Raw genomic sequence first — 25,905 nt, forward strand, 5'->3', positions numbered from 1 at the left:
GAGGAGGAATGAGATGGAAATAGGTGAGAAGTTAAGAAATTTACGTATCCAGAAAAATTTGACACAAGAAGAATTAGGTGAACGTACGGATTTATCAAAAGGCTATATCTCTCAATTAGAACGTGACTTGAGTTCGCCATCCATGGAAACATTTTTTTCGATTCTTGAAGTATTAGGTGTTTCTCCTGAAGAATTTTTTCATCAAGAAACAGTGAATCTACAAGTTGTTTATTCTAAAGAAGATCATACCGTTTATTTAGATGAAGAAAATGGTTATCAACTTGAATGGTTGGTCTCTGATTCGAATGAAAAAGAAATGGAACCTGTTTTACTGACATTCAATGAAGCAGGAGAGTATAAATTATTTGAACCTTCTTTATCAGAAACGTTTATTTTTGTGTTAGAGGGGGAATTAGAGTTAAGCTTAGGTGAAGAACGATATATTGCCAAAGCAGGTCAATCGATCTATTACCAAGCAACAAAGCACCACCAATTGAAGAATCATCAATCAAAACGTACGAGGGCATTGATTGTCGCTACTGAATCGTACTTGTAATTTTAGGGGGTTAAAAAGTGGGAAAACCAATTATTTCATTTGATCAGGTGGTCAAACGCTATGATGATGAAACGATTTTGAAGAAAGTGAGTTTTGAGATCGAACAAGGGAAATTTTATACCTTACTAGGTCCTTCGGGTTGTGGAAAAACAACGATTTTACGAATTATTGCTGGTTTCACAGATGCTACTGAAGGCGAAATGTATTTTGAGGGAAAACGATTAAATGATGTGCCAGCTAATAAACGGCAAGTAAATACGGTTTTCCAAGATTACGCCTTATTTCCTCATATGAATGTATTCGACAATGTCGCTTTTGGATTGAAAATCAAAAAAATGAATAAAGTCGATATTGAGAAAAAAGTCAAAGATGCACTTCGCATGGTGCAACTTCCTGGGTACGAAAATCGAGAAATTAGCGAAATGTCTGGTGGACAAAGACAACGTGTGGCTATCGCGCGAGCTATCGTTAATGAACCTAAAGTATTGTTGTTAGACGAACCTCTATCTGCGCTGGATCTAAAGTTGCGAACGGATATGCAGTATGAATTAAGAGAGTTGCAACAACGTTTGGGAATTACATTTATTTTTGTGACACATGACCAAGAAGAAGCTTTAGCAATGAGCGATGAAATCTTTGTGATGAATAAGGGGAAAATCGTGCAGAGTGGAACACCTGTCGATATCTACGATGAACCGATCAATCATTTTGTGGCTGATTTTGTGGGTGAAAGCAATATCGTTGATGGTGTGATGATCGACGATAATCTTGTAGAGTTTGTTGGCAAACGATTTGAATGTGTTGATGGTGGAATGCGTCCCAATGAACCAGTTGAAGTCGTCTTGCGCCCTGAAGATTTAACGATTACTACCCCTGATAAGGGAAAACTGGTTGTGACTGTTGATACGCAACTGTTTCGTGGGGTCCACTATGAAATTGTCTGTTACGATGAGCAACAAAATGAATGGACGGTTCATTCAACGAAAAAAGCAAAAGAGGGTAGCAAAGTTGGTCTAGCCTTTGATCCAGAAGATATCCATGTCATGCGTTTTAATGAATCAGAAGAAGAATTTGATGCACGACTTGATAGTTATGAAGAGTAAGGAGGAATAGTCAATGAAAACAATGCGTAGAATCTACTCTGTTCCTTATGTACTCTGGCTTGGTCTATTCGTGATTGCACCAGTTTTGATGATCATTTACCAATCTTTTTTTGATATGAATGGACACTTTACTTTAAATAATTATGCTACTTTTTTGACGTCTAGAACGAATCTTTTCATGGCGTTAAATTCTGTTTGGTATGCCTTTTTGATCACCTTTTTTACATTAATCATCAGCTATCCGACTGCTTATTTTTTAACTAAATTAAAACATAAACAGTTGTGGTTGATGCTGATCATCTTACCAACATGGGTGAATTTATTACTAAAAGCTTATGCGTTTATTGGTATTTTTAGTATCCATGGAAGTGTGAATCAATTTTTTGAATTTTTAGGGATCGCTCCAAGACAAATTTTGTTTACCGATTTTAGTTTTTTATTTGTGGCAACTTATATCGAGATTCCATTTATGATTATGCCGATATTCAATGCATTGGAAGAAATGAATCCGTCATTGATCAGTGCTAGCCGTGATCTAGGAGCAAATAATTTTGAAACATTTCGCCGAGTAGTATTCCCATTGTCATTGAATGGTGTAAAAAGTGGGATTCAAGCAGTGTTTATTCCTTCACTGTCATTGTTCATGTTGACACGACTGATTGGTGGAAATCGTGTGATCACTTTAGGAACAGCAATTGAACAACATTTTCTCGTGACTCAAAATTGGGGGATGGGTTCGACGATCGGAGTTATTTTGATTATTGCAATGTTTATTGTGATGTTGTTGACAGGTGAGAAGAAGAAGGGAGGCCGCGCATGATGAAAAAATTTAAGTGGTCTTACCTTTACCTCTTTATTGTTTTTCTACTATTATATTTGCCTATCTTTTATTTGATTTTCTACTCCTTTAATGACGGTGGTACCATGAACAAATTTACCGGTTTTACTTGGGACCATTATCAGGCAGTTTTTGAAGATACACGATTGATCATTATTGTATTGAACACCTTTATGTTAGCTTTTTTATCGGCACTGATCGCAACGATTATCGGAACGTTTGGGGCAATGGGGATTTACTATACTAAAAAACGTCAAGCAAGAACGACATTACTAAGTATGAATAATATTTTATTAGTTTCACCAGATGTAATTATTGGTGCCAGTTTCTTGATTTTCTTTACTTTTTTAGGCTTTGGATTAGGTTTCCAAAGTGTTTTGCTTTCTCATATTGCCTTTAGTATCCCAATCGTTGTATTGATGGTATTACCTAAATTACAAGAAATGAATGATTCGATGGTTGATGCCGCTAGAGATCTAGGTGCAAATAATTTTCAAGTCGTAAAAAATATTATTTTACCATTCTTGTCTCCTGGCATCATTGCAGGCTACTTTATGGCATTTACTTATTCATTAGACGATTTTGCGGTGACCTTTTTCGTGACAGGTAATGGATTCACTACGTTGTCAGTAGAAATCTATTCTCGTGCTCGTCAAGGAATCAGTTTAGAAATCAATGCGTTAAGTGCATTAGTGTTCCTATTTTCGATGGTTTTAGTGATCGGTTATTATTTTATTAGTAAAGAAAATCGTTCCAAAAAACTGAGAAAAAATCGCCGAGGACGTGAGGAGGTCGCACGCTTACGATGAAAAAATTACAATCACTGTTTGTGGGTATCGTTGTGATCATCTTGGTCTTGCTCTTTGGTGTACGGCAATTAGAACAAGCAAGCGGAATGAGTGGAGCAAAAATCGTTACGATCTATAATTGGGGCGATTACGTTGATCCTAGCTTGATCACAAAATTTGAAAAAGAATATGGGTATAAGGTCAATTATGAAACGTTTGATTCCAATGAAGCCATGTTTACTAAGATCCAACAAGGTGGCACAAATTATGATATAGCCATTCCTAGTGAATACATGATCCAAAAGATGATCAAAGAAAAATTAGTGCTTCCTTTAGACCATTCCAAGATCAAAGGATTAGCGAACATTGATGAGCGCTTTTTGGATTTAGACTTTGATCCCCAAAATACCTATTCGATTCCATACTTTTGGGGAACCTTGGGGATCGTATATAATGATAAAGTTTTCAATAAAGAGGAAATCCAGCACTGGAATGATCTTTGGAAACCGAAATTAAGAGATAGTTTGATGTTGATCGATGGTGCCAGAGAAGTGATGGGGCTATCGTTGAACAGTTTGGGCTATTCGTTGAACAGCAAAGAGATGGATCAATTGAATGCAGCTGCAGATAAACTGAACAAACTAACCCCTAATGTCAAAGCAATCGTAGCTGATGAAATCAAAATGTATATGATCAATGAAGAAGCATCCGTCGCTGTAACTTTTTCTGGAGAAGCAGCAGATATGATGTCTGAAAATGAACATCTTCATTATGTGATCCCTTCAGAAGGTTCGAATTTATGGTTTGATAATATCGTGATGCCGAAAACAGCAAAAAACAAAGAAGGCGCATATGATTTCATCAACTTTATGTTGAAACCAGAAAATGCTGCCCAAAATGCTGAATACATTGGCTACTCAACACCTAACAAAAAAGCGAAAGCTCTTTTACCAAAAGAAATTTCCCAAGATGAACAATTCTATCCCTCTGATGAAACCATCTCTCATCTAGAAGTTTATGAAGACCTTGGACCTAAATTCTTAGGAATCTATAACGACTTGTTCTTAGAGTTCAAGATGTATCGGAAAAGCTGGTAAGACTCAATAAAATTGGGGAAAAATCAAGCTTAAAATAGTCTATTTCACGTACTTTCTGATACTCAGTTTTCCAATTTTCTACCAAAAGCGTCTTTTTAGGCGCTTTTTTTGTGTTATTTTATCTTTTCTACCAGAAAAAATAGATGAAATAGTGATGCAACAAGTATGATATGTTTTTGATAGGCATTGGTTGGGTTAATCTAATGCCTGTAAGGTAACTTACAAATAAAAGCCTATTTTTCAGTCGCCTTTTGGTGGCTATTTTTTATAGTTGATATAATGAATATGAATAGAAATAGGTTGTTTTATCAACTATAATTATATTGTGATGTATGAGACATTCTATTGTATTTGTATTCTATCCTTTACATAAATCATCTAACAAAGAAGGTATAGTTATGTACTCTGTAGAGTTCAGCAAGGAATTTTCCGATGTATTTTCTGAGAATCAATCAAAAAAATACCAAGAAATAATCGTATATAAAGTGAATGAGTATTTGACACATAATTTTTATCGCATCAAACCTGTCCATTCATCTGCAAAATACTCTATTTATGAAATGAAAATCCATTTAGGAAAGGAAGATTTTCGAATTGCTTTTAGAATAGATGGCAAAAAGGTGCAAGTTTTTTATATTAGTCGAACGTTGAAAAAATTTTTATTTGATAAGGAAGTAAATAAGTTGGTTAATCGACTCAACAAAAATCAATGGCTAGTCGATGAAGAAAGTAGAAGTGCCATAAAATGAACATGATTTATAAAAAGCAATTAAAACAATTTTTGAAAAAAACATTTAAGTCAAAGAACTGTTTCGCTTTAAAAATTCTTACATTCAAAAAAGATCGCTATGTATTTATTTGTTATGACCAAGATCAATACACGATAGTTGAAGATGGATTTGAAAAGAATAGGTACCAGTTTGACTCTTCAGATGAAGCAATGAAAAAAGTAATGAAAATAGCAGATATTGAATTTAAAAATAGCTATAGACTTTATATACAAACTAAACTTAAACAATGACTCTCATTTGTTTTATCTTCTTGAAAGGAATGCTTTATTATAAATAAAAAACGACTCAAAATGAGTCGTATAAATCAATTATTGTAATAAATCATTAATTTCTTTAAATTCTTTATCAAGTTCTTTTTCATCATATTTCTCATATTTACCAGCTTCATGAAGGATTTTTTTAATTTCATGAATCGCTTTTCGTTCAACTAACCATTTTTTTAGGTTATGTTTTTTTTCTGGATTTTCAGATAACGTATCAAGTTCGTCTAATTCTTTATCCAGTTTATTAACCGTAGCAATAATTTTGTCTAAAGTTTTTTCTTCTTTATGTTCTAAATTTGACATTTATCTTCACGTCCTTTTTATTTGATAATTCAAGTATAAAATGTCAATATATTTTTTTCAAATAAAACTCTTTATATATGTTTTATTGCATAAGTAAGTAGAACTAGTTCCCTCTATCACACTATACGATAAATCAATTTAGTTAAAAATATCCTCTTTGACTATCGTACTACTGTGATCAGTTAGGGTTTGCTAGTAATCTATTTACTCAAAAATGCCTTGATATCAGAATTTTTGGTGTTTATATGAATTGATAGAAGTCAATTTTAATCTTTAATCAAGATGCTAGAAATTAACATTGAACAGAAGAATAGAGTCATGCTATAATAATCGTGCAAAAAGGAACTGCGTCAACAGTTCCCTTTTGACAGCACCGCTAAAGACGGTGGCGAATTCAATGGTATTTCAAAAAGAAATAGCCAGTCTTCTCGCTAAAGTGACGGCTATTTCTTTTTGTCATGTTTAAGCATAGATACAACCAAGCCAATCAAAGAAATGGTAAACATACCAAACCCAAGAATGGTTTGAATTGTCTCGTATGCGGACAAAAAGGCATCTCCTTTCTCTAAAGTGTGAGATTATGTGCATAAGCACCACCTCGCTTTCAGAATGGAAAGCCACCGTCATTAAACTTTACTGTCATAAAGGATCGTAGCATATAGACTTAGGGATCATTGCTTTAAAAAAACAATCGTTCTTTTGTTTTTTATTGAATAGAAGAATAGAGGTATGCTATAATAAATACGAAAAAAGGAACTGCGTCAACAGTTCCCTTTTGACAGCACCGCTAAAGACGGTGGCGAATTCAATGGTATTTCAAAAAGAAATAGCCAGTCTTCTCGCTAAAGTGACGGCTATTTCTTTTTGTCATGTTTAAGCATAGATACAACCAAGCCAATCAAAGAAATGGTAAACATACCAAACCCAAGAATGGTTTGAATTGTCTCGTATGCGGACAAAAAGGCATCTCCTTTCTCTAAAGTGTGAGATTATGTGCATAAGCACCACCTCGCTTTCAGAATGGAAAGCCACCGTCATTAAACTTTACTGTCACAAATGATTATAGCATATAGACTTAGTTATTTTCTTGAAAATTCAAGTAGAACTGAGTCTATTTTTTTGTTTGAAAATAAAAAAATAGAAGGGATAATGTGTATTGAAAAAAACAAACCAACTCACTTATCTAGTGTTAGTCAATTTTAGATTTTTTTGGCTAACTATTTTTTTAACTATTTAATTAGTTTATTTGTTGACAAACAAAATAAATAGTTTATCATTTACTTTGTTGATATCGATATAAACTAAGTAAATATTTTGGAGGTCATCTTATGAATCATCATGAAATCTTAGAAAATCTGTTAGAAATTGCGCACCAACCGTTTTTGATTTTTGCCTATCAAGTGGAAGAAAAGACAGACAATGCTTTTGAAACATTAAAAATATTAGTGGCTGAGGACGATGTGACGGCAGGACGGTTAGCTGAAGTGCTAGATATTAAACCGTCTAGTGTGACACAAATCATCAAAAAATTAGAAGAGGCTGGGACGGTCATGCGGGAAAAATCAGCAACGGATTCCCGAGTGACTTTGGTCAAGATTACTGATAAAGGTCGAGAAAGTCTGCAAGAGCGTGGTTCAATCAGTACAACATTAAAAGATGTCTTATTTAAAGGCTTTGCAGAAGAAGAGTTAGCACAATTGAATACCTATCTTGAACGAATGAATGAAAATATCAATCGTCCTGAATTTCAAGAAAAATTAGCTGAAGTTTTCGGCGATGATCAACGTTGGGAACGATTCAATAAGATGAGTGCGCATTTTGGCAGAGCACGTGAACAGATGATGGATCGCAGTGGGTTCGGTGGTTTTGGTCGAGGTGGCTTTGATCGAGATGCCTTCGATGGACGATTTGATAGACATTACGGTGGCTTTGAAGGATGGAAGAAAGGGCGTAGAAAATAATGGCACAAGGTGGAGGCGGAAGCCCCGTTAGTATCTCGATGAAACAAACGAATACAAGATTTTCTTTGAAAGAATTTCTTAGTTTAATCAAACAAACAAAACCGCGCTATCCCTTACTGGCGATTGGGATGATCTTATTAGCAGGTTCATCAGCTGTGCAAGTTTATGTTCCTAAATTGGCTGCTAATTTAGTTAATCATTTTCAAGAGGGGATCGATTATGCTTTATTAGGAAGAGTCGTGGGGATGTTCGTTTTTTCAGCTGTAATTTCAGCGATTGGTGGGACGGTTTTAGGAATTTTTGGCGAAAACGTCATTCAAAATATGCGAAAACGTTTATGGAATAAATTAACGATACTGAAAGTCACCTATTTTGATTCGGTGAAGGCGGGTGAGATGTCCAGCCGAGTAACGAATGATACGTCCCAGGTAAAACAGCTGTTGGCTGTGACATTTCCACAAACGATTGCGAGCATCATTACCGTGATCGGAACGGTTTATATGATGATCAGAATGGATTGGCATATGTCGCTAGCCATGGTTATTGCTGTTCCCGTCGTTATCCTATTGATGATTCCTGTGATGACCTTTGGTTCAAAGATCAGTCATATCCGTCAGGATGCTATGAGTCATTTCAATGGAATCGCAACAGAAACGTTGTCAGAAATTCGTTTAGTAAAAACGTCGAATGCTGAACAACAAGCACAAGAACGGGCAGCAAATGAAGTCGATCGTTTGTTTCGCGTTGGTAAAAAAGAAGCAGTCTTTGATGCTGCAATGCAACCGATCATGATGATGGTTTTTATGAGCATGGTCTTTGGTTTGTTAGCTTATGGAATGCATCGTATTGCGATTGGAGCGATGACGATCGGGGTATTGATGAGTTTTCTCATGTATCTCTTCAATCTGATCGGCGCGATGCCAACGATTGCCACATTGTTTTCTGAAATGGCAAAAGCTGCTGGTTCGACACGCCGTGTACAAGAATTATTGAATGAAGTACCTGAAGACTTTGAATCTGGTGAAGAAGTGGATTTATCGAACAAAACATTGTGTGTTTCTAACGTGGACTTTGCTTATAGTGATGCACCTGAGGAACCGATTTTAACGAATGTGTCTTTTGAAGCTAAACCTAACGAGATCATTGCTTTTGCGGGTCCTTCTGGTGGAGGGAAATCGACTACATTCAGTTTATTAGAACGTTTTTATGAGCCAACAGCAGGTACGATCAAATTTGGCACAACGGAGATCCAAAAGATCAAGTTGTCCAATTATCGTAGTCAAATTGGCTATGTTTCCCAAGATTCTGCTATTATGGCAGGAACGATCCGTTATAATTTAACTTATGGATTAGCGGATACTTACACAGATGAGCAGCTTTGGGAAGTGTTAGAATTAGCCTATGCACGTCAATTTGTGGAAGAGATGCCCAATGGTTTAGATACAGAAGTGGGCGAACGTGGTACGAAAATTTCTGGAGGCCAACGGCAACGACTGGCAATCGCTCGAGCGTTCTTAAGAGATCCAAAGGTCTTGATGTTGGATGAAGCAACAGCAAGTCTTGATTCTGAATCAGAAGCAAAAGTCCAACAAGCCTTGACAAATCTGATGAAAGGTCGGACAACATTAGTGATCGCACATCGTCTATCAACGATCGTGGATGCTGATAAAATCTACTTTATCGAAAAAGGAAAAGTAACCGGTTCAGGAAAACACGCTGAGCTTGTTCAAAAACACAAAACCTATGCCAAATACGTAGACGAACAATTTAAAGTTGATACATTGCAAATTGCCTAAGTGTTAAAAAGCTGAATCCTTTTATCTTACTGAAAGAATGCGAAGAATCTAAGAGAAAGAAGAAATACTTTTTTCTGTTCTTTTTATTTGGTTAAACAATTTTCCGCGAAATAGATAATCAGGTTTAGAATGTTTAGGATATGTTTGGTAAACTGAGTATCAGACATCTTGAATCCTCCTATGAATTGGTTCGTTAAACTAATTCTAAAGGATTTCAAGGTGTCTTTTTTTCACCGTTTATTCGTTTTTAGAGATACTAGGAGAGACTGAGACAAGTTTTGGCTCAGTCACACAAAGTATAGAAACAAAAGAGAAGGAATTATATACAGGTATAAAAATCTATCATCTGATCACAATTTATTCGTTTTGTCATCTATTTCATTGGCAATTGTATTTGAAAAACGACTCCTCTAGGTTCCCAGTCTCTTACGGACAGTTTGCCTTTATGCTGAGTGATGATCTGTTTGGCAATTGCGAGACCAAGACCATAGCCACCAGTTTCTTTAGAACGAGAGCGGTCTTCGCGGTAGAAGCGTTCAAAAATTCGTCTTTTGTCTTCATCGCTAATAGATGGCCCGTTGTTTTTGACTTCAATCAGCCAATTATCGTTGGAGATTTCAGATTGCAGGACGATTTTTTCTTTAGCTTCTGTGTATTTTAGCGCATTGTCCAGCAGAATAACTAGAACTTGGTGGATACGTTTTTCGTCGACTATCACTGGTTGATCGGCAAAGTTTTCCAAGACAAAATATTGATCGTTTATTTCTGCGATTTCCTGGAAGGGCTGGGCTAATTGACGAATAAATTCTTTGGGATTAACTGATTCTTTCTGCAGAAGCAACTGATTGGAATCACTGCGTGCCAAGGTTAGCAGGTCTTCAGTCAGGCTTTTCATTCGCCGTGTTTCATTCAGGGCTTGGGCAATTGGTTCAGACTCTTCCAAGATGGTGTGATTGGGTCGGGTGAACAATTGCTGCAGGCTGTTTTGAATGATTGCTAGTGGCGTGCGTAATTCGTGAGAGGCATTTTCAACAAATTCCTGTTGTTTGCGCCATGAGAGCATGATGGGTTGCATATTCATTTTTGAAATGTAAAAGCTTATTCCAATCGAAATCAGCCAAAAAACGACCATACAGATAATCAGTGTTGTCTTGAAGGTTTTCATGGAGTCTGCGATTTGATTGGTATTGGCTAAAAATTGAATATAGGCGATGTCTCCTCCTTTATCTGCTTTGATTGTATACGAATGAAAGGAAAGTTTTTGGCTAGAATAGCCTGCATTTTTTAAACTTAATGCTTGAACAGAATCGAGATTTTTCTTATCTAAGGTTAAATTTTCCAGTTCAGTGAACCGTCCACCAATCGTGTCTTTGTTGAGAATCGTTCCTTCTTTTGACCATAAAATGATCTGAGTATTGAACTGATTATTGCCTTCTGGTCCATTCTCTCTCAGCTGATCGCCCGGCATTTGTGCCAGAAAGGGATTGCTTTGTTGGTACCGGTTGATTTCCATCTGAATAAGATGTTCATTTTCCGCCATTTGAGTTAGTGACAGGTCTGTTTGGCGGTAGGCCGAGCTTTGCAGCAACTGTAGAGTTATAAATCCTAATAATAGGAAGATACCTGCAAAAGCGGCTACATTTAAGAAGAAAAATTTTAGTCGTTGTTTTCTTGATATTTCGGTATTCATAGCATTAATCCTTTTGTAAGATGTAGCCGACATTTCTCAGTGTTTTAAAGAACTGATCTGCACCTGACGGCTTCAAATGTTTTCTTAAGTGACTCATATATACTTCTACAACTGTAATGGTCGTATCGGAATCAAATCCCCAAATCCGATCGAAGATTTGCTCCTTTGTTAAAATCACGCCCTTATTTTGGATGAAATAAACCAAGAGATCAAATTCTTTTCCTTGAATTGATAGGATCTCATCGTCGATGGTTACTTCTTTCGTCGCAAGGTTGCAGGTAATATTTTTATAGACGATTTGATTCTCAGAAAACAATCCTAACGAACGCTTCAATAACGCTTTTACCCGCATAATCAGTTCTTCACGATAAAAAGGTTTCGTCAAATAATCGTCTGCACCTTTTTGAAATCCATTGATTTTGTCTTCTAGGCCATCTTTGGCAGTTAGAATCAGCACAGGGGTTTGGATATTTTTTTTTCGTAATTCTGCTAAGATTTCGTAGCCGTTTTTCCCTGGCAGCATCAGGTCCAGCAATATTAGATCATAAACACCAGTTTCTGCTTCAAATAAGCCTTCTTCCCCATCATAGATCTGTGTGATCTCACCTAAATCCGACAAGATTTCTTTTATATTATCTGAAAGTGTCGCTTCATCTTCTACTATTAAAAGGTTTATCATTGATTTTCTCCTTTTTCATCTATTACTTACTCAGTTTACCACGCTTTCCTAAAACAACCTTAAAAACTTTTTTGTCACGTTTAAGCTTCGGTTAAGCCAATTTGCCTATTCTATAAACAGACAAATGAAGGAGGAACCAAAATGAATTATATCAAACGGGCGATTCAAAGCCTTTGGGCCAAAAAAGGACGCAGCATCATTATGATCACCGTCTTTTCCGCCATATTAATTTTTGTATTAGCGGGGTTAACGATCCGCAGCGGCGCTGAACTGGCGACCACGAATGCGAAAAAAAGTGTCGGGGCGACCGTCACCTTATCAACGAACCGAGAGGCAATGTTCAAACAGCAATCAAATTCAGATTCAGATGATGAAAGCAGTCGCCCAGATCCAGGTAGCTTTGAACAGACACCCGTCAACTTGAGTGATGCAAAAAAAATCGCAGAATTAGCGAATGTTAAATCGTATTCATTTGAAGCAAGTACTTCAGCGGATAAAGGCACAGGGATTACACCGATCTCGAGTGATAGTGACAGTGAAGAGGAATCTTCGGATGAACAAGCTGTTGGATTTGGTGGACAGAAAGCACCTGGTGGGATGAGTCAAGGGGATTTCCAAATTAAAGGTGTTTCCGAAAGTAATTCTTACAGTGATTTTTCATCAGGAACAGCTAGCCTAGTTGAAGGCAAGGCAATCACTTCGGATGATGAAGGGACGAATAATGTACTGATCGAGCAAAGTTTAGCGGAAGCAAACGATCTAAGTGTCGGGGACAAATTTAAGATTAAAGATACCGATGATAAAGATGTTGAAGTTACTATTAAAGGTATTTACAAAACAAGTGATTCTGGCAACAGTATGAGTGCTCGCTTCAACTTTATGAATCCAGCGAACACGATTTTTTCTTCTTATACACTGGTTAACACCTTAACTGGATCGGAAGGAAAAACGATCGATTCGGCAGTTTATAACTTAGATGATCCCAAAGACATGGACAGCTTTGTAGAAGCAGCGAATAAATTGATCGATACGGATACATTCAGCTTAGAAACCAATGATCAAATGTATCAGCAAATGCTTCAACCATTGAATAATGTATCAAGCTTTGCGAAGAATATCGTGATTTTAGTAGCCGTAGCCGGAGTCATTATTTTGACATTGATTATTATGCTGTCGATTCGTGAACGTAAATATGAGATCGGTGTATTACTTTCATTAGGTGAATCACGGGTCAAAGTTATTTCATAATTTTTCGTTGAGATTTTTGTCTGCATGATCTTCGCTTTAGGGATCGCTGCAGCTAGCGGAAATGTTGTTGGCAATGCAGTCGGCAACCAGTTGTTGAGTCAGCAAACAACTTCGCAAAATGCAGATGGACAAGAAGCGAATACGGCAGGAAACGGCGGTCCAAATCAAGGTAACCAAGGACAAGCACCTGGTGGCGGAAACGGTGGTCCTAGTGGTGGTCAAATGGGAAGCAATCCATTTACACAATCAAAAGAAATTCAAGAACTAAATATTTCAATGCAGCCAACCGAGATTTTAAGTCTTGCAGGAATTGGGCTGGGGATTAGTTTATTCTCAATTGTCCTTTCATCAGCTGGAATTCTACGACTGAATCCGAAGAAAATATTGATTTCCTAATTAAAGGAGGAATTTTTAATGACACTATCAACAAAAGATTTAGGCTACTGGTATGAAGACAACCGACGATTATTCGAAAATGTTAATTTAACTTTTGAAAAAGGCAAAATGTATGCAATTTTAGGTACGAGCGGTTCAGGGAAAACGACTTTTTTATCCCTGATCGCAGGATTAGATACACCAAAAAGCGGAGAAATTCTCTATGACGACAAATCGTTGAAAAAAATTGGATTGCGGGAATATCGTCGTAAAGATGTATCAATTGTGTTCCAAGCCTATAATCTACTGCCGTATTTATCGGCAGTAGACAATGTGGTAACAGCGATGGAGATTGCTCAAAGCCAACAGACAGATAAAAAAGCCTACGCCTTAGCGAACTTGGAAAAAGTCGGAATCACTAAGGATTTAGCAGATAAAAAAGTTACGATGCTATCTGGTGGTCAGCAGCAACGAGTAGCAATCACTAGAGCCCTATGCTGTGAACACGATCTAATCGTTGCGGATGAACCGACTGGAAACTTGGATGAAGCAACTTCCAGCGAGATCGTTAAACTTTTCCAAGAGATTGCACATGAGCAAAAGAAATGTATTATTTTAGTCACCCACGAACAGGATGTCGCTAAAGGCTGCGATGTGGTGTATGAACTGAAAAATCAAGAATTCAATCAAGTATCTTAAACAAACAGAATTTCGGTTCAGCTAGTATGAATGAGTAGGAAATGAATAGAGGAGACTGAGAAAATTTTTGCTCAGTCTCTCTTTTAGTAATAGTCGTTTTTTTTAGGTTGAAAGGAATAAAGTGACCTATTAATAAAAAGAATAACAGATATAATTCTTGTAAAAGAGCGATAGATAGGAGTGTTTAGAATGGGATTGTCTCAATGGCTTAGAAAAAATTTTTCAAATAATAGAGATGCAAATAATCAAGATAAAGAAGTCAATGAAATGCTACTTAAGCTAAATAAAAAGATTCATGAATCGAAAGACTTTTGTCCGGCGACTACAGCATTAATCCGCTTGTATGACCGAGAAAAAAATGCAAAAGAAATAAATAAAGGTGAAACCAGTTATGAATCTCATACTGAAGCCTTTCATAAAGAAATACAAGTCCATAGTCAAGAAAAGATTTATCTAACAGATTATTTAAATATCTGGCTACAAATAAATGAAGCAAAATTACAGGAATATAAGTTGGATACAATGTTCGAGAAAGGAAATTTAAAGGAAATCAAAGTAGAACTAGCGAAGGATATAAAGATAAAAAGTGAAATTTTATCGCGGTGTTTGGGAGGGGAAATTACTAATTATCGGTTAAATCAACAAGCTTATCAAGAAATGTTTGGGCGAATAAATCCTAAAGGCTGTCAAAGAAACAAAGTGGTAATTGATTTTCAAGTAACAAAGAAGATCACTGATTTCTCATTGAATAAGGGGAGGGATCAGATGGAGAGTCAGACAAAACAAAAAACTCAAACGAATGGATGCCAAACGATGGAAAGTATAACCGATAAAATAAAGGACCCCGGTTTAATCGAAACAAAGGCACAATCTAGTGAGACAAAAGTTCAAGAAAATTTAGGTAGAGAATAAACAAGCACTTTGAGATTGCTTTGATAGTGTGCGTTGTGATAATTGAAACGCCCTCGAAACAGCGGGTACTGTTTTGAGAGCGTTTCTAGTGCAGAAATGAATATTCATTTATCTGTTTTTATTCATTTTCATATTCTTCAAGCTCAATACTCAAATCTTCCCATTCAGAAAGTTTTGTTTCTTGAGATTGGCGAGTTGCTTCGAGTGTTTGATTCAATTCATTTAATTTGAGATGGTCATCCAAATTCTCTGGGGACACCATTTGTTGTTCTAGTGCCTCGATCTGTTCATCTAAAATAGCTAATTCTTCTTCAATTTGAGTAATTTTACGTTGCAAACTACGTATCAGCTTTTGTTGCTCTTTACTTTGGAAATAGGTTTTCTTGTTCGTAGAAATATGCTCTTCTTCTGGTGTTTTTTCAGCTAACAGCTCTGCTATTTCCGCTTCTTCTTGTTTCTTTTCCAAATAATAATCATAGTCACCTAAATAAACTTTACTACCGTTTTCCGATAATTCGATGACTTTTGTGGCAATCCGATTGATGAAATAACGGTCATGAGAGACAAACAACAAAGTACCATCATAATCAATCAAGGCATTTTCTAATACTTCTTTATTATCAATGTCCAGGTGGTTGGTTGGTTCGTCTAAAATCAAAAAGTTTTCTTGATTCATTGCGAGTTTTGCAAGGGCGACTCGGGCTTTTTCACCACCGCTTAGCAAGGGGATGGTCTTTTCTACATCTTCACCAGAAAATAGAAAGGCACCCAAAACGCTACGAATTTCTTTTTCGGGGGTCGTTGGATGTTCATCCCATAATTCAGCTAAAATTGTTTTGTTGGTGTGTAAGTCTGCTTGACCTTGATCGTAATAGCCGATCGTCACGTTGGTTCCTAAATGTTCTTTTCCACGGATAAAAGGCAACTGATGGATGATCGATTTTAAAAGCGTGGATTTACCAATACCATTGGGACCGACCAGTGCAATGGCTTCTTGACGCCGAATATCAAGATTGATCGGTTCAGACAAAACTTCATTATGATAACCAATCGCAGCATCTTCAATTTGTAATACAACATTTCCTGATGGCTTTGCTACATTGAAAAGAAAGTGAGCTTGTTTTTCGTCTCCTTGAGGACGGTCGATTCGATCCATTTTCTCTAGGACTTTTCTGCGGCTTTGGGCTCTTTTCGTCGTAGAAGCGCGAACCAAGTTGCGTGCGACAAAATCTTCCAATTTATGGATCTCAGTTTGTTGTTTTTCATAAGCTTTCCATTCACTCGCTAATTGCTCAGCTTTCATGTCGAGGTATTTTGAATAATTCCCTTTATAGTGGCGCATTTTTTTGCGACTTAATTCGTAAACTTCTGTTGCGACTTTATCTAAGAAATAACGGTCATGGGAGACAATCAGTAAGGCACCAGTATAACTTTGCAGGTAGCCTTCTAACCAAGAGAGAGTCTCAATATCTAAATGGTTGGTTGGTTCGTCTAAAATCAATATATCTGGATGTTGGAGCAACATTCTTGCTAACGCTAAGCGAGTGCGTTGTCCTCCAGACAATTCATTGATTTTTTGATCATAAAAAGACGGATCAAATTTAAAGCCATGTAAAACAGAGCGTATTTCATTTTCGTAGCCATAACCGTTTCTATCTGAAAAATCGTGTTGTAATTTATCGTATTCTTTCAAAAGTGACTCATAGGAAGGTGTATCAGGTGTTCCTTCACTAATCAAGATTTCAAGTTCGCGCATTCGATTTTCCATTTGACGGATTGTTTCGAATGATTTAAGCATTTCATTCCAGACTGTTTCTGCTGAATCTAACCCAGTATCTTGTGCCAGATAGCCTAAAGTAGCAGCTTTATTTTTAGCAATTGTTCCTTCATCGGGGCGTTCGATTCCAGCAAGGATCTTCAAAAGTGTTGATTTTCCTGCTCCGTTACGGCCGACTAATGCGATCCGAGCCCCTGTGCTGATTTCTAAATGGATATTCTCAAATAAGATCTCTGCACCGAAGTGACGAGCAATTTGATTGGCTTGTAATAATATCATGGAATCCTCTTTTCTACTTTGTGAATTCTCTAAGAATAAATCTCTTTTTCAACTAGTAGTCTACCATAAATTCCTTGATACTGCGAGGTTCAAAGAAATGATAAAAAAATGAATAAAGAATAAAATTTCACAATATCCAAGCAATCAAATTGATTTTTTCCTATATATACTGATATGATGGATAAATCAAAGTAAACTTAAAGTAAAAGTGGAGGTAATTAAGTGAAAGATCATGTTATTCCAAAGGCAACAGCCAAACGGCTACCTTTGTATTACCGTTATTTACGAATCTTAAATAATGCTGGTAAGAAAAAAGTATCATCAACTGAATTAAGTGAGGCTGTTCAAGTTGACAGTGCAACGATTCGCCGTGATTTTTCATATTTTGGAGAATTAGGAAAACGAGGCTATGGCTACGATGTTGAAGACCTCATGCATTTTTTCGCAAAAACATTGAATGATGATCAATTGACTAATGTGGCGTTGATCGGTGTCGGTAATTTGGGAAGTGCCCTTTTAAAATATAAATTCCATCAAAGTAACAGTATCCGTGTAAGTTGTGCATTTGATGTCAACGAAGCAATCGTTGGACGGATCGTGGATGGGATTCCCGTTTACCCTATGGAAGATATGTTTGAGCAAATCAAGATCCAACAAATCGAAGTAGCAATATTGACGATACCAGCTGAGCGAGCACAAGAAGTAGTTAATCGGTTGACTGAAGCGGGCATTAAAGGTATCTTGAATTTTACTTCTGCTCGATTAAATGCGCCAGCAGACGTGTTGATTCAAAATGTTGACTTAACGAATGAATTACAAACGTTGATTTATTTTCTTCATTCTGATGCATCCTTGCAAGCGACTGAAGAAACTGAGTAACGAATGATTCAGATGACCTGGTTGGTTTACTAAACAGTCTCAAGTGATGAATGATCATTTTAGAAGTCGTGATTTCCGAAATTGATGTCTCAGTTTTTGTGAAATTTCGGCTCTTTTTTGTGGTCCGTTCGGTGGGTAACCATCTTCTTGTCACCGAACAAAAGTTCCTATATAATCATGATAGGGGTGAGTGAGATGGAATTACAGTTTCCTTTACATAATGATACATCTAGAAAAATCATTCATATCGATATGGATGCTTTTTTTGCCTCTGTCGAAGAACGGGATCATCCAGAATTTAGAGGGAAACCCTTAGTTATTGCCAGACATCCGAGTGACACTGGTGGTCGAGGAGTAGTTACTACAGCGAATTATGAAGCAAGAAAGTATGGCATCCATTCAGCGATGAGTGCGCAAAAAGCATATGAATTATGTCCACAAGCTATTTTTAAACCAGGTGACCATCAAAAATACAGTGAGATCTCACAAACTGTTCGTGAGATTTTTTACCGATATACGGATATCGTTGAGCCTGTCAGTATTGATGAAGCCTATCTTGATGTGACGAACAACAAATGTAATTGTAAATCAGCAATCAAAATTGGTCGTTTGATCCAAAGAGACATTTGGGAAGAGGTAAGACTGACCTGCTCGGCAGGTGTGAGCTATAATAAGTTTTTAGCGAAATTAGCCTCAGATTTTCAAAAACCTAAAGGCATTACTATCGTTGCACCTCAAGACGCATTGACGTTCCTAAAGGCATTACCTATTGATAAATTTCATGGGGTAGGAAAAAAAACCGTCCCTAAGATGCATGAACTTGGTATTTTCACTGGAGAAGATCTTTATAATTGTACGGAAATGATGTTGATCCAACAATTTGGAAAGATGGGCTATTCCCTTTATCGAAAAGTAAGAGGTGTCCATGATGCACCAGTCAATGTGACAAGAGAAAGAAAATCTGTAGGAAAAGAGCATACTTATGGTCAGCCACTACAAACGGAAGAAGCGGTATTAGCACAATTACGACAATTAGCTGAGAAAGTCGAAGAGTCGTTGAAAAGAGTCCAGAAACATGGAAAAACCGTAGTGTTAAAAGTGAGATATACGGATTATACGACAGTCACGAAAAGAGTCACTTTACCTGAGTATATCTATAAGAAAGAAGCGCTCTTTTATCAAGCAAGTTTGATTTGGGAAGAAATTTTAGGGATTGAACAAGGCATACGTCTCTTGGGGATCACGTTAACGAATTTAGATCCCATGACTTATGAGAATATTGTGTTACCTTTGTGGGAATGAAAAAACAGTAGAAAACGTGTTGGAAATCAACATACGTTTCTACTGTTTTTTATTCAATGAGGAGTGGGAGGACCTAAATGAACTCCTGTTTTTTGATTTGTTCATACGATTCTGTAGCATCGCTGCATTTTTCCCAAATCACTACTCTATTTTCGGCTAGCGATTTTTTGACATCGATGATGCGTTGATTACTACTACCGCGAAACTGTAGTTTTAAATCCTTTTTACTTAGTTCAAAACGTCCATCAACTAAGATATCGATTTTTGCTAAAAGAGCTAACTTGTCTTCGGAGTCTTGAAGTAGTTCGTCAAAAGTATAACCGGTCCACGACCAGATATCTTTGGTCTGACCAAATTCTTGTCGGATACGCTCAACGACTTGGAGACAGACGTCCGTGTTTAGAAAAGGTTCCCCGCCTAAAAGGGTCAGTCCTTGAACGTAATCATGGCGGAGATCGGTAATGATTTGTTCTTCCAGCTCTGGTGTGAAAGGTTTACCATAGCGGAAGTTTTGCGCTGCTTTATTGAAACATCCTTCACAAGCAAATAAGCAGCCACTCACATAAAGACTATTTCTTACGCCTTCGCCATCCACAAAGTTAAATGGTTTGTAATCAGCAATGTAATTTTGGCTGTAATCTTGTGCCAGCCATTCTTTAGGTTTAGGGTTTCGCATAAAAAAACTTCTTTCTAACATCAAAGTATGAAAAATTTACTTAAAACTCAAACCAGTTTCACAGCAAGCAATAGCAGACAAGCTAATGGACTAGCCTCAAAAAAATGCAAATAAATCGAACGGTCACGGTTCACACACCGTTCGATTTATCGTAGTCACGCTGTGAAAGGGGATTGTTTTCTAAGGAATAACTGATCGCTCTATCTTTTTTCTTAGAGTAAATTAGAACGAAATAGTAGAGAAAGATTACTTCATATGTTTGACACGTGAAGAGATCTCCTTGTGACGACCGTGAACCATTGGACGTGCTTGTGGGTTACCTAAATAGCCACAGGTTCTTTTAACGACGTCACAAGTTTTTGGATCATGATTGCCGCATTCGGGACATTCAAAGCCACGTTCGGTTGGTTTGAAGTCACCTTCAAAGCCACATTTGTAGCAATGATCAATTGGTGTATTCGTTCCTAAATAGCCAACTTTATCGTAAGCATAATCCCAAACGGCTTCTAATGCTTTCGGGTTTTGTTGAAGCATTGGGTACTCACAGTAATGGATAAAACCACCAGAACAATACTTCGGATAATCTTTTTCAAAATCTAGTTTTTCAAACGGAGTTGGGTTTTTACGAACGTCATAATGGAAACTATTCGTGTAATATTCTTTATCAGTGATGTTTTCGACTTCGCCAAATTTTTCTGTATCTAAACGGCAGAAACGATCAGTTAAGCTCTCACTAGGTGTAGAGTAAACGCTGAAATGATATCCATATTCGTCACCCCAAGCATCTGCTTTGGCTTTTAATTCTTTCACGATATCAAGGGTAAAATCTTTTGCTTCGGGATTGTTTTCCCATTCCCCACCATAAAAAGCAGAAGCCACTTCGTAAAGACCGATATAGCCTAAAGAAACCGTTGCACGACGATTTTTGAATAATTCATCGACAGCATCTGTTTTTGAGAGACGTTTGCCGAATGCACCATACATATATAAGATTGGTGCGTTAGCAGGGATCGCTTCTTTACAACGATCGACACGATAAACTAAAGCATCTTTCATGATGGCTAAGCGCTCAGAGAGGATTTGCCAGAATTTTTCCTGATCGCCTTTCGCTTCGATGGCAATACGAGGTAAGTTTAGTGTGACCACACCAAGATTCATTCGTCCAACGTTCACTTCTTGGCCATTTTCATCTTTCCAACCTTGTAAAAATGAACGACAACCCATAGGTACTTTGAAACTACCGGTTAATTCAACGATTTTGTCGTAGTTTAAAATATCAGGATACATCCGCTTAGTTGCACATTCCAAAGCTAATTGTTTAATGTCATAATTAGGATCAGTTGGGTTCAAGTTTATGCCATCTTTTAATGTGAAAATCAATTTAGGGAAGATAGCTGTCCGCTTTTCGCTGCCTAAGCCATTGATCCGATTTTGTAAGATTGCTTTTTGAATTTCTCGCTCAAACCAGTTTTTTCCTAAACCAAAGCCAAGAGAAGTAAATGGTGTTTGACCATTTGAAGTAAAAAGAGTATTGATTTCATATTCTAGACTTTGCATCGCATCAAAAATATCTTTTTTGGTTTTTGATTTCGCATACTCTACTCGACGTTCAGGTGTTTCGATCCATTCTTCTGCATCCGCTAAATGTTTTTGATAATTCAGTTCAGCGAAAGGAGCAAGTAATTCATCTGTTCGATCAGCAGAACAACCACCGTATTGACTGGAAGCTACATTTGCAATAATCTGTGAAATTTGAGCAGTAGCAGTTTGAATTGATTTTGGTGATTCCACTTCAGCATTTCCAATTTTGAATCCGTTGTTCAACATTCCTTTGAAATCGATCAAACAACAGTTTGTCATTGGTGTGTATGGATGATAATCTAAATCATGGTAATGGATGTCGCCTTTTTGATGCGCATTTGCGATATGTGGGGGCAACATTTTCAAACCGATGGATTTTCCAACGATACCAGCGGTTAAATCTCTTTGAGTATTGAAGACATTACTATCTTTATTTGCATTCTCATTGACAACTGTTTGGTCTTTATTGATCAATTTTTTGATCGAAAAATTGATATCTGTCGCTTTGCTTCTGGCAAAATCACGTTTTGTGCGGTAATTGATATATTCTTCTGCTAATTCATATTCGTTTTTTTCTAAAAGAATGTGTTCAACGATATTTTGGATCTCATATATTTTAACGTTGTCGGTAAAGCGTCGTTTGATTTCTTGAACGACTAAATCCACGATCGTTTGAATTTTTTCATAAGTAAGTGGAGACAATGAGCCATGAATTTTCTTTTCAGCTTTGACTAAAGCCTCATTGATTTTTGTTTCATCAAATTCGACACGTCGACCATCTCGTTTAATGATTGTTATGTTTGATACTTCTGAATGAAGGGGATCTGTTACTTTTTCTTCAATTTGTACACTCATTTTATTCAACTCCTGCTAAATTCTTCTTGTCTATCATAAAACAAAATCCACGAAGGAGCAACTAAATACTAGCTATATATAGTATTCAAACAGGTGTATAAACGGACAACTATACTATATGTTGTATATATTTCTTTGTGAAAAAAAGTGAAAACGTAAGTTTATAGGATTTTTATTTTGAATATACCGCTTTCGTGAATAAAATAGATGAATAAAAATTTTTTTAAAAAAGGTTATGTCTGTGAAATGATAAAAATCTAAAAAGAAATGCTCAAATGCTGTAAAGATCAGAGAAAAAAACCAAAGAATATGCTAATATGCTGGTAAGTGTGTCAGTGTGGCGAGTAAGCAAAACCCAAGGAGGAAAGCCATGGATAAAATGATCGAGGTAAAACATGTAAGTAAAAGCTATGGAAATAAGCTTTCGCCGGTAAAAGTACTTGATAATATCTCTTTTACAGTAGAAAAAGGAGAATTTGTTGGCATCATGGGTCCGAGTGGTGCTGGAAAGACGACTTTGATGAATATTCTTTCGACGATCAATCTACCAACGATGGGAAGTGTGTTGATCCAAGGAAATGAGATCACTAAAATGAAAAATAATGAATTGAGTGACTTCCGTCGCAAAAAATTAGGATTTATTTTTCAAGAATTTAATTTGATCGATACATTGAATGCGAAGGACAATATCTTACTACCATTAGCGGTGGAACGAATCTCGAAAGAAGAGATGGAAAAAAGTGTGTTGCATGTTGCTCAATTATTAGGGATCGAAGAAATCTTAAAACGTTATCCAGATGAATTATCAGTTGGTCAGAGACAACGGATTGCGGCTGCTAGAGCATTAGTTATTCAACCACAAGTCATTTTTGCTGATGAGCCAACCGGGTCTCTGGACTCGAAATCAGCCACCGAGTTACTAAATTATTTAACAACGATGAACCGAGTAGAAAAATCAACTATCTTATTAGTAACACATGATCCGTATACAGCCAGTTATTGTGATCGGATTTTATTTATCAAAGATGGGGTGATTTTCTCTGAAGTAGTTCGCAGAGGTTCAAGAAACGAATTTTTTGAACGGGTGATTGATATGCAGGCGACCATTGGGGGAGGTGGAAAACTCAATGCTTTATAAGTTGGCTGCGAAAAGTTTTCTGCGACAGTCAAGAGGGTATCTCGTTTACTTTTTTAGTCTAACGTTATCAACGATGATCTACTATTCTTTTAGTACGATTTCTTATGATCAATTATTGAACCGAAGGACACAGCAAGATTCTTTATTCAATGTTTTTTTTGGTATTGGTAGTTGGATTATCTTAATCGTATTACTTTTTTTTGTTATTAGTGCAAATCGTTTTTTCTTTAACCGCAGACAAAGAGAGATTGGGATCTATCAGTTGTTTGGTGTGAAGAAAACCCAAATCTCACTGATCTATGTATTGGAAACAATGGCTATTGGATTATTCGCCTGTACAGCAGGGATTATTTTAGGAATCATTTTCTCAAAATTATTTTCTATGATCTTGATTCGCATGATGAACTTGCAAATCATGAGTCTTTTCTTCATTTCCGTGCCATCGATTTTTGAAACATTTCTGTTGTTTTTTTTGATTTTATCTGTTGTTTCTTTGTATTCATTATGGAAAATCTGGCGCTATCCGACGATTCGAAATTTTGGCGAATACGATCATTTGGAAAGTAGCAAGTTAAGAGTTCGGACACGCCATCGTTTTTTAGGAACACTGGGTTTATTGCTGATCTCTAGTGGTTATTTCTTTGCGGTCCACTATCGGGAATTTGCTGCTAAACTTTTTATTTTTACGCAAGATCTTCGCTTTCCTTTCTTATTATTTGTTCTGATCCTGCTGTTTTGTGTGATCGGGACATATCTGTTCTTTTGTTTTTCCCTACGTGTGTTAATCGATTTGGTGAGTCGTTCTCGAATTAAGTATCGAGGGATCAACTTCTTGCTGATCGGCAATACGCAGATCCATCTGCTGAAAAGCTGGCGGATCAATTCGTTGATCACACTGATCATGGCTCTAGCTTTAACGATGATTGGCGCAATGATGAGTGCGACTGTCATCATGTCTCGAAATGTGGAGATGGTCTCACCGGTATCTTATCAAATGGATAAGGCAACAGCCGACAAGCTGCGACCGCTTCTTGCAAGTGAAGGGCAAACGATCACAAAAGAAATGACGATCAATTACAAAGTAATTGGAAGTTACTATAATGATAAGTTAGACGGGATTTCTGAGGAAAAAGTATTTCAATTGGTAAATTTGATTCCAGAAAAAGAATATCATGCCTTTCGACAATTCAATCCTAAAATGCCTAAAATTGATTTAACATCGGATAACAGCACTGTGGTATTAGATAGTATGAAAAACATCTTTAGAAATTTTTCAATGTATGATTCAACATTCTACTTGCCCGATCAAACTTTAGATATTCAAGCAACCTTACCTAATTTTTTAGGAGATGGTTCGTTGAGGTATTTCGGTCCGACACTCGTTGTCAGTGATGATTATTTTGCTAAGGCATCTGGACTAAACTATCAAGTGGTCAATTGGAATGTGCAAGGGGGAGATCAGGAAAAAATCATTGAACGTATTTCTAAAGAGATTCCTACAAGTTATGAGAACATCATTTATTATGATTATGAGATCAAAGGAGAGTCTATAACTGGAACGATTCATAAAAATGAATCGCACCAAGAAAAAGCAGCTTCAGATCAATCTTCTGATGAATACAATAATGAAGATTCACGTCTTAACTTTTCTGCACGTTTCCCATTTAAACGAACAGTTGAACAAGGAATTGGTTTAATGGCGTATGTTTCGATCTTTATTGGAATAATTGTTATTGTCACGACTGGAAGCATGCTGATGGTTCGTCAATTAGCAGAAGCAGAAGAAGAACGAGAGAATTATCAATTATTAACGAAATTAGGGATTTCTCGAAAAAAAGTGAAGCGAGTCATCTTTGGGCAAAATGCGATCATGTTTTTCCCACCAATTATTTTGGGGAGTATGCATACCTTTTTTGCCATTGAAGTATTTACTCAATATGTCGATACAGCAAATTATGGGTTAGCATATCTGATTTGTGGCTCACTTGTCTTGATCTATATCTTGTTTTATTACATCACAAGTGTCTTATATTGCAGGATTATTGAGGAGTAAATCAAGCTATATTTAAATGAGCAAAAGGTGAGTACTCTGTTTTTTTAATTTGAATGAAGAAAGACTTAAACGATTGGTTACATAGATCGCTTAAGTCTTTTTAGCTTTTTTAAAAAAAATCTTTATTTATTTGAGGTGATGCTTATATTATAATAACCGTCTTTTTATAGTTAATCTAAATTGTGACAAAATTGTTAGCAGAAAAGCGATTACTGTTAGGAAAACAAATGTTGTTTTTTAAAAAGAATGGGTAAAATTATTTTGAG

At 36.6% G+C, this 25,905-nt stretch carries 23 protein-coding genes and 1 pseudogene; 16 read left to right on the plus strand and 8 right to left on the minus strand.

From position 1 onward, the window contains the following. Positions 1 to 13 precede the first annotated feature (13 nt). The 7 genes from IGJ11_RS03185 (at position 14) to IGJ11_RS03215 (ending at position 5,403) form a co-directional block, all read left to right on the plus strand. Positions 14 to 556, plus strand: a complete 543-nt coding sequence (locus IGJ11_RS03185) for a helix-turn-helix domain-containing protein (RefSeq protein WP_010719844.1) — start codon at positions 14 to 16, stop codon at positions 554 to 556. 17 nt (positions 557 to 573) lie between these two features. Beyond that, positions 574 to 1,659, plus strand: a complete 1,086-nt coding sequence (locus tag IGJ11_RS03190; protein ID WP_010719843.1) for an ABC transporter ATP-binding protein — start codon at positions 574 to 576, stop codon at positions 1,657 to 1,659. Between the two features lie 13 nt (positions 1,660 to 1,672). Next, a complete protein-coding gene (locus tag IGJ11_RS03195; protein ID WP_207433061.1) occupies positions 1,673 to 2,479 on the plus strand; it encodes an ABC transporter permease in 807 nt (268 codons plus the stop codon). After that, positions 2,479 to 3,306 carry an ABC transporter permease gene (locus IGJ11_RS03200; RefSeq protein ID WP_034699851.1) on the plus strand — a complete coding sequence of 276 codons (828 nt, stop codon included), beginning with the start codon at positions 2,479 to 2,481 and terminating at the stop codon, positions 3,304 to 3,306. Before IGJ11_RS03195 ends, IGJ11_RS03200 begins: the two co-directional genes overlap by 1 nt. Next, the gene (locus IGJ11_RS03205) at positions 3,303 to 4,382 is read left to right on the plus strand and encodes an ABC transporter substrate-binding protein (RefSeq protein ID WP_053766139.1); all 1,080 of its coding nucleotides are present in this window, start codon (positions 3,303 to 3,305) and stop codon (positions 4,380 to 4,382) included. The genes IGJ11_RS03200 and IGJ11_RS03205 overlap by 4 nt, the downstream gene beginning before the upstream one ends. A 398-nt stretch (positions 4,383 to 4,780) precedes the next feature. After that, positions 4,781 to 5,131 (plus strand): type II toxin-antitoxin system RelE family toxin, encoded by a 351-nt coding sequence (locus IGJ11_RS03210; RefSeq protein ID WP_207433062.1) that lies wholly within the window; start codon positions 4,781 to 4,783, stop codon positions 5,129 to 5,131. Continuing rightward, positions 5,128 to 5,403: a hypothetical protein gene (locus IGJ11_RS03215; protein WP_010719838.1), complete on the plus strand. Its 276-nt coding sequence runs from the start codon at positions 5,128 to 5,130 to the stop codon at positions 5,401 to 5,403. Before IGJ11_RS03210 ends, IGJ11_RS03215 begins: the two co-directional genes overlap by 4 nt. Positions 5,404 to 5,481: 78 nt before the next feature. Here IGJ11_RS03215 and IGJ11_RS03220 read toward each other — a convergent pair whose 3' ends face one another. The 3 genes from IGJ11_RS03220 to IGJ11_RS03230 form a co-directional block, all read right to left on the minus strand. Next, positions 5,482 to 5,739: a hypothetical protein gene (locus IGJ11_RS03220; protein ID WP_010738287.1), complete on the minus strand. Its 258-nt coding sequence runs from the start codon at positions 5,737 to 5,739 to the stop codon at positions 5,482 to 5,484. A 443-nt stretch (positions 5,740 to 6,182) separates the two neighbouring features. After that, positions 6,183 to 6,287 carry a putative holin-like toxin gene (locus IGJ11_RS03225; protein WP_014834224.1) on the minus strand — a complete coding sequence of 35 codons (105 nt, stop codon included), beginning with the start codon at positions 6,285 to 6,287 and terminating at the stop codon, positions 6,183 to 6,185. Between the two features lie 306 nt (positions 6,288 to 6,593). Then, positions 6,594 to 6,698, minus strand: coding sequence for a putative holin-like toxin (locus IGJ11_RS03230; RefSeq protein WP_014834224.1), 105 nt, complete (start codon positions 6,696 to 6,698; stop codon positions 6,594 to 6,596). Between the two features lie 369 nt (positions 6,699 to 7,067). On the opposite strand from IGJ11_RS03230, the gene IGJ11_RS03235 reads away from it, so the two are divergent. Together IGJ11_RS03235 and IGJ11_RS03240 are read left to right on the plus strand one after the other, a co-directional pair. Continuing rightward, complete coding sequence (locus tag IGJ11_RS03235; RefSeq protein ID WP_207433064.1) at positions 7,068 to 7,700, plus strand: MarR family winged helix-turn-helix transcriptional regulator; 633 nt, start codon at positions 7,068 to 7,070, stop codon at positions 7,698 to 7,700. Beyond that, entirely contained in the window at positions 7,700 to 9,496 is a 1,797-nt protein-coding gene (locus tag IGJ11_RS03240; protein ID WP_207433066.1) for an ABC transporter ATP-binding protein, read from the plus strand. Before IGJ11_RS03235 ends, IGJ11_RS03240 begins: the two co-directional genes overlap by 1 nt. A 373-nt stretch (positions 9,497 to 9,869) precedes the next feature. Here IGJ11_RS03240 and IGJ11_RS03245 read toward each other — a convergent pair whose 3' ends face one another. Both IGJ11_RS03245 and IGJ11_RS03250 read right to left on the minus strand, forming a co-directional pair. Beyond that, positions 9,870 to 11,186: a sensor histidine kinase gene (locus tag IGJ11_RS03245; RefSeq protein ID WP_034699804.1), complete on the minus strand. Its 1,317-nt coding sequence runs from the start codon at positions 11,184 to 11,186 to the stop codon at positions 9,870 to 9,872. A 4-nt stretch (positions 11,187 to 11,190) separates the two neighbouring features. Continuing rightward, positions 11,191 to 11,865, minus strand: coding sequence for a response regulator transcription factor (locus IGJ11_RS03250; protein WP_034699806.1), 675 nt, complete (start codon positions 11,863 to 11,865; stop codon positions 11,191 to 11,193). A 141-nt stretch (positions 11,866 to 12,006) separates the two neighbouring features. Here IGJ11_RS03250 and IGJ11_RS03255 point away from each other — a divergent pair. The 3 genes and pseudogenes from IGJ11_RS03255 (at position 12,007) to IGJ11_RS03265 (ending at position 15,099) form a co-directional block, all read left to right on the plus strand. Then, positions 12,007 to 13,509, plus strand: a pseudogene (locus IGJ11_RS03255) (ABC transporter permease). Positions 13,510 to 13,527: 18 nt separating this feature from the next. Next, entirely contained in the window at positions 13,528 to 14,187 is a 660-nt protein-coding gene (locus IGJ11_RS03260; RefSeq protein ID WP_010738281.1) for an ABC transporter ATP-binding protein, read from the plus strand. A gap of 189 nt (positions 14,188 to 14,376) precedes the next feature. Continuing rightward, entirely contained in the window at positions 14,377 to 15,099 is a 723-nt protein-coding gene (locus IGJ11_RS03265) for a hypothetical protein (protein WP_207433068.1), read from the plus strand. A gap of 118 nt (positions 15,100 to 15,217) precedes the next feature. On the opposite strand, the gene IGJ11_RS03270 is transcribed toward IGJ11_RS03265, so the two are convergent. Next, complete coding sequence (locus IGJ11_RS03270) at positions 15,218 to 17,155, minus strand: ABC-F family ATP-binding cassette domain-containing protein (protein ID WP_207433070.1); 1,938 nt, start codon at positions 17,153 to 17,155, stop codon at positions 15,218 to 15,220. Between the two features lie 222 nt (positions 17,156 to 17,377). On the opposite strand from IGJ11_RS03270, the gene IGJ11_RS03275 reads away from it, so the two are divergent. Both IGJ11_RS03275 and dinB read left to right on the plus strand, forming a co-directional pair. Next, positions 17,378 to 18,034 carry a redox-sensing transcriptional repressor Rex gene (locus IGJ11_RS03275; RefSeq protein WP_010719828.1) on the plus strand — a complete coding sequence of 219 codons (657 nt, stop codon included), beginning with the start codon at positions 17,378 to 17,380 and terminating at the stop codon, positions 18,032 to 18,034. Between the two features lie 195 nt (positions 18,035 to 18,229). Then, on the plus strand, positions 18,230 to 19,336 hold the full coding sequence (gene dinB / locus IGJ11_RS03280) for a DNA polymerase IV (protein WP_207433077.1): 1,107 nt from the start codon (positions 18,230 to 18,232) through the stop codon (positions 19,334 to 19,336). Positions 19,337 to 19,409: 73 nt separating this feature from the next. Here dinB and nrdG read toward each other — a convergent pair whose 3' ends face one another. Continuing rightward, positions 19,410 to 20,012, minus strand: a complete 603-nt coding sequence (gene nrdG, locus IGJ11_RS03285; protein WP_010719826.1) for an anaerobic ribonucleoside-triphosphate reductase activating protein — start codon at positions 20,010 to 20,012, stop codon at positions 19,410 to 19,412. 246 nt (positions 20,013 to 20,258) lie between these two features. Next, complete coding sequence (nrdD, locus tag IGJ11_RS03290) at positions 20,259 to 22,448, minus strand: anaerobic ribonucleoside-triphosphate reductase (RefSeq protein WP_010719825.1); 2,190 nt, start codon at positions 22,446 to 22,448, stop codon at positions 20,259 to 20,261. A 370-nt stretch (positions 22,449 to 22,818) separates the two neighbouring features. Between nrdD and IGJ11_RS03295 the strand changes: the two genes are divergently transcribed. Together IGJ11_RS03295 and IGJ11_RS03300 are read left to right on the plus strand one after the other, a co-directional pair. After that, complete coding sequence (locus tag IGJ11_RS03295; protein WP_034698771.1) at positions 22,819 to 23,586, plus strand: ABC transporter ATP-binding protein; 768 nt, start codon at positions 22,819 to 22,821, stop codon at positions 23,584 to 23,586. Further along, entirely contained in the window at positions 23,576 to 25,639 is a 2,064-nt protein-coding gene (locus tag IGJ11_RS03300; protein WP_207433080.1) for an ABC transporter permease, read from the plus strand. Before IGJ11_RS03295 ends, IGJ11_RS03300 begins: the two co-directional genes overlap by 11 nt. The last annotated feature ends 266 nt before the right edge of the window (positions 25,640 to 25,905 follow it).

This window comes from Enterococcus sp. DIV0691, from assembly GCF_051711145.1.
In the GTDB taxonomy this organism is placed as follows: domain Bacteria; phylum Bacillota; class Bacilli; order Lactobacillales; family Enterococcaceae; genus Enterococcus_B; species Enterococcus_B hirae.

Coding starts and splice junctions, on each gene's coding strand:
- IGJ11_RS03240 (WP_207433066.1), top strand. CDS start 7,700: ATGGCACAAGGTGGAGGCGGAAGCCCCGTTAGTATCTCGATGAAACAA.
- IGJ11_RS03195 (WP_207433061.1), top strand. CDS start 1,673: ATGAAAACAATGCGTAGAATCTACTCTGTTCCTTATGTACTCTGGCTT.
- nrdG (WP_010719826.1), bottom strand. CDS start 20,012: ATGCGAAACCCTAAACCTAAAGAATGGCTGGCACAAGATTACAGCCAA.
- IGJ11_RS03215 (WP_010719838.1), top strand. CDS start 5,128: ATGAACATGATTTATAAAAAGCAATTAAAACAATTTTTGAAAAAAACA.
- IGJ11_RS03250 (WP_034699806.1), bottom strand. CDS start 11,865: ATGATAAACCTTTTAATAGTAGAAGATGAAGCGACACTTTCAGATAAT.
- IGJ11_RS03185 (WP_010719844.1), top strand. CDS start 14: ATGGAAATAGGTGAGAAGTTAAGAAATTTACGTATCCAGAAAAATTTG.
- IGJ11_RS03295 (WP_034698771.1), top strand. CDS start 22,819: ATGGATAAAATGATCGAGGTAAAACATGTAAGTAAAAGCTATGGAAAT.
- IGJ11_RS03265 (WP_207433068.1), top strand. CDS start 14,377: ATGGGATTGTCTCAATGGCTTAGAAAAAATTTTTCAAATAATAGAGAT.
- IGJ11_RS03245 (WP_034699804.1), bottom strand. CDS start 11,186: ATGAATACCGAAATATCAAGAAAACAACGACTAAAATTTTTCTTCTTA.
- dinB (WP_207433077.1), top strand. CDS start 18,230: ATGGAATTACAGTTTCCTTTACATAATGATACATCTAGAAAAATCATT.
- IGJ11_RS03210 (WP_207433062.1), top strand. CDS start 4,781: ATGTACTCTGTAGAGTTCAGCAAGGAATTTTCCGATGTATTTTCTGAG.
- IGJ11_RS03205 (WP_053766139.1), top strand. CDS start 3,303: ATGAAAAAATTACAATCACTGTTTGTGGGTATCGTTGTGATCATCTTG.
- IGJ11_RS03270 (WP_207433070.1), bottom strand. CDS start 17,155: ATGATATTATTACAAGCCAATCAAATTGCTCGTCACTTCGGTGCAGAG.
- IGJ11_RS03200 (WP_034699851.1), top strand. CDS start 2,479: ATGAAAAAATTTAAGTGGTCTTACCTTTACCTCTTTATTGTTTTTCTA.
- IGJ11_RS03235 (WP_207433064.1), top strand. CDS start 7,068: ATGAATCATCATGAAATCTTAGAAAATCTGTTAGAAATTGCGCACCAA.
- IGJ11_RS03220 (WP_010738287.1), bottom strand. CDS start 5,739: ATGTCAAATTTAGAACATAAAGAAGAAAAAACTTTAGACAAAATTATT.
- nrdD (WP_010719825.1), bottom strand. CDS start 22,448: ATGAGTGTACAAATTGAAGAAAAAGTAACAGATCCCCTTCATTCAGAA.
- IGJ11_RS03260 (WP_010738281.1), top strand. CDS start 13,528: ATGACACTATCAACAAAAGATTTAGGCTACTGGTATGAAGACAACCGA.
- IGJ11_RS03300 (WP_207433080.1), top strand. CDS start 23,576: ATGCTTTATAAGTTGGCTGCGAAAAGTTTTCTGCGACAGTCAAGAGGG.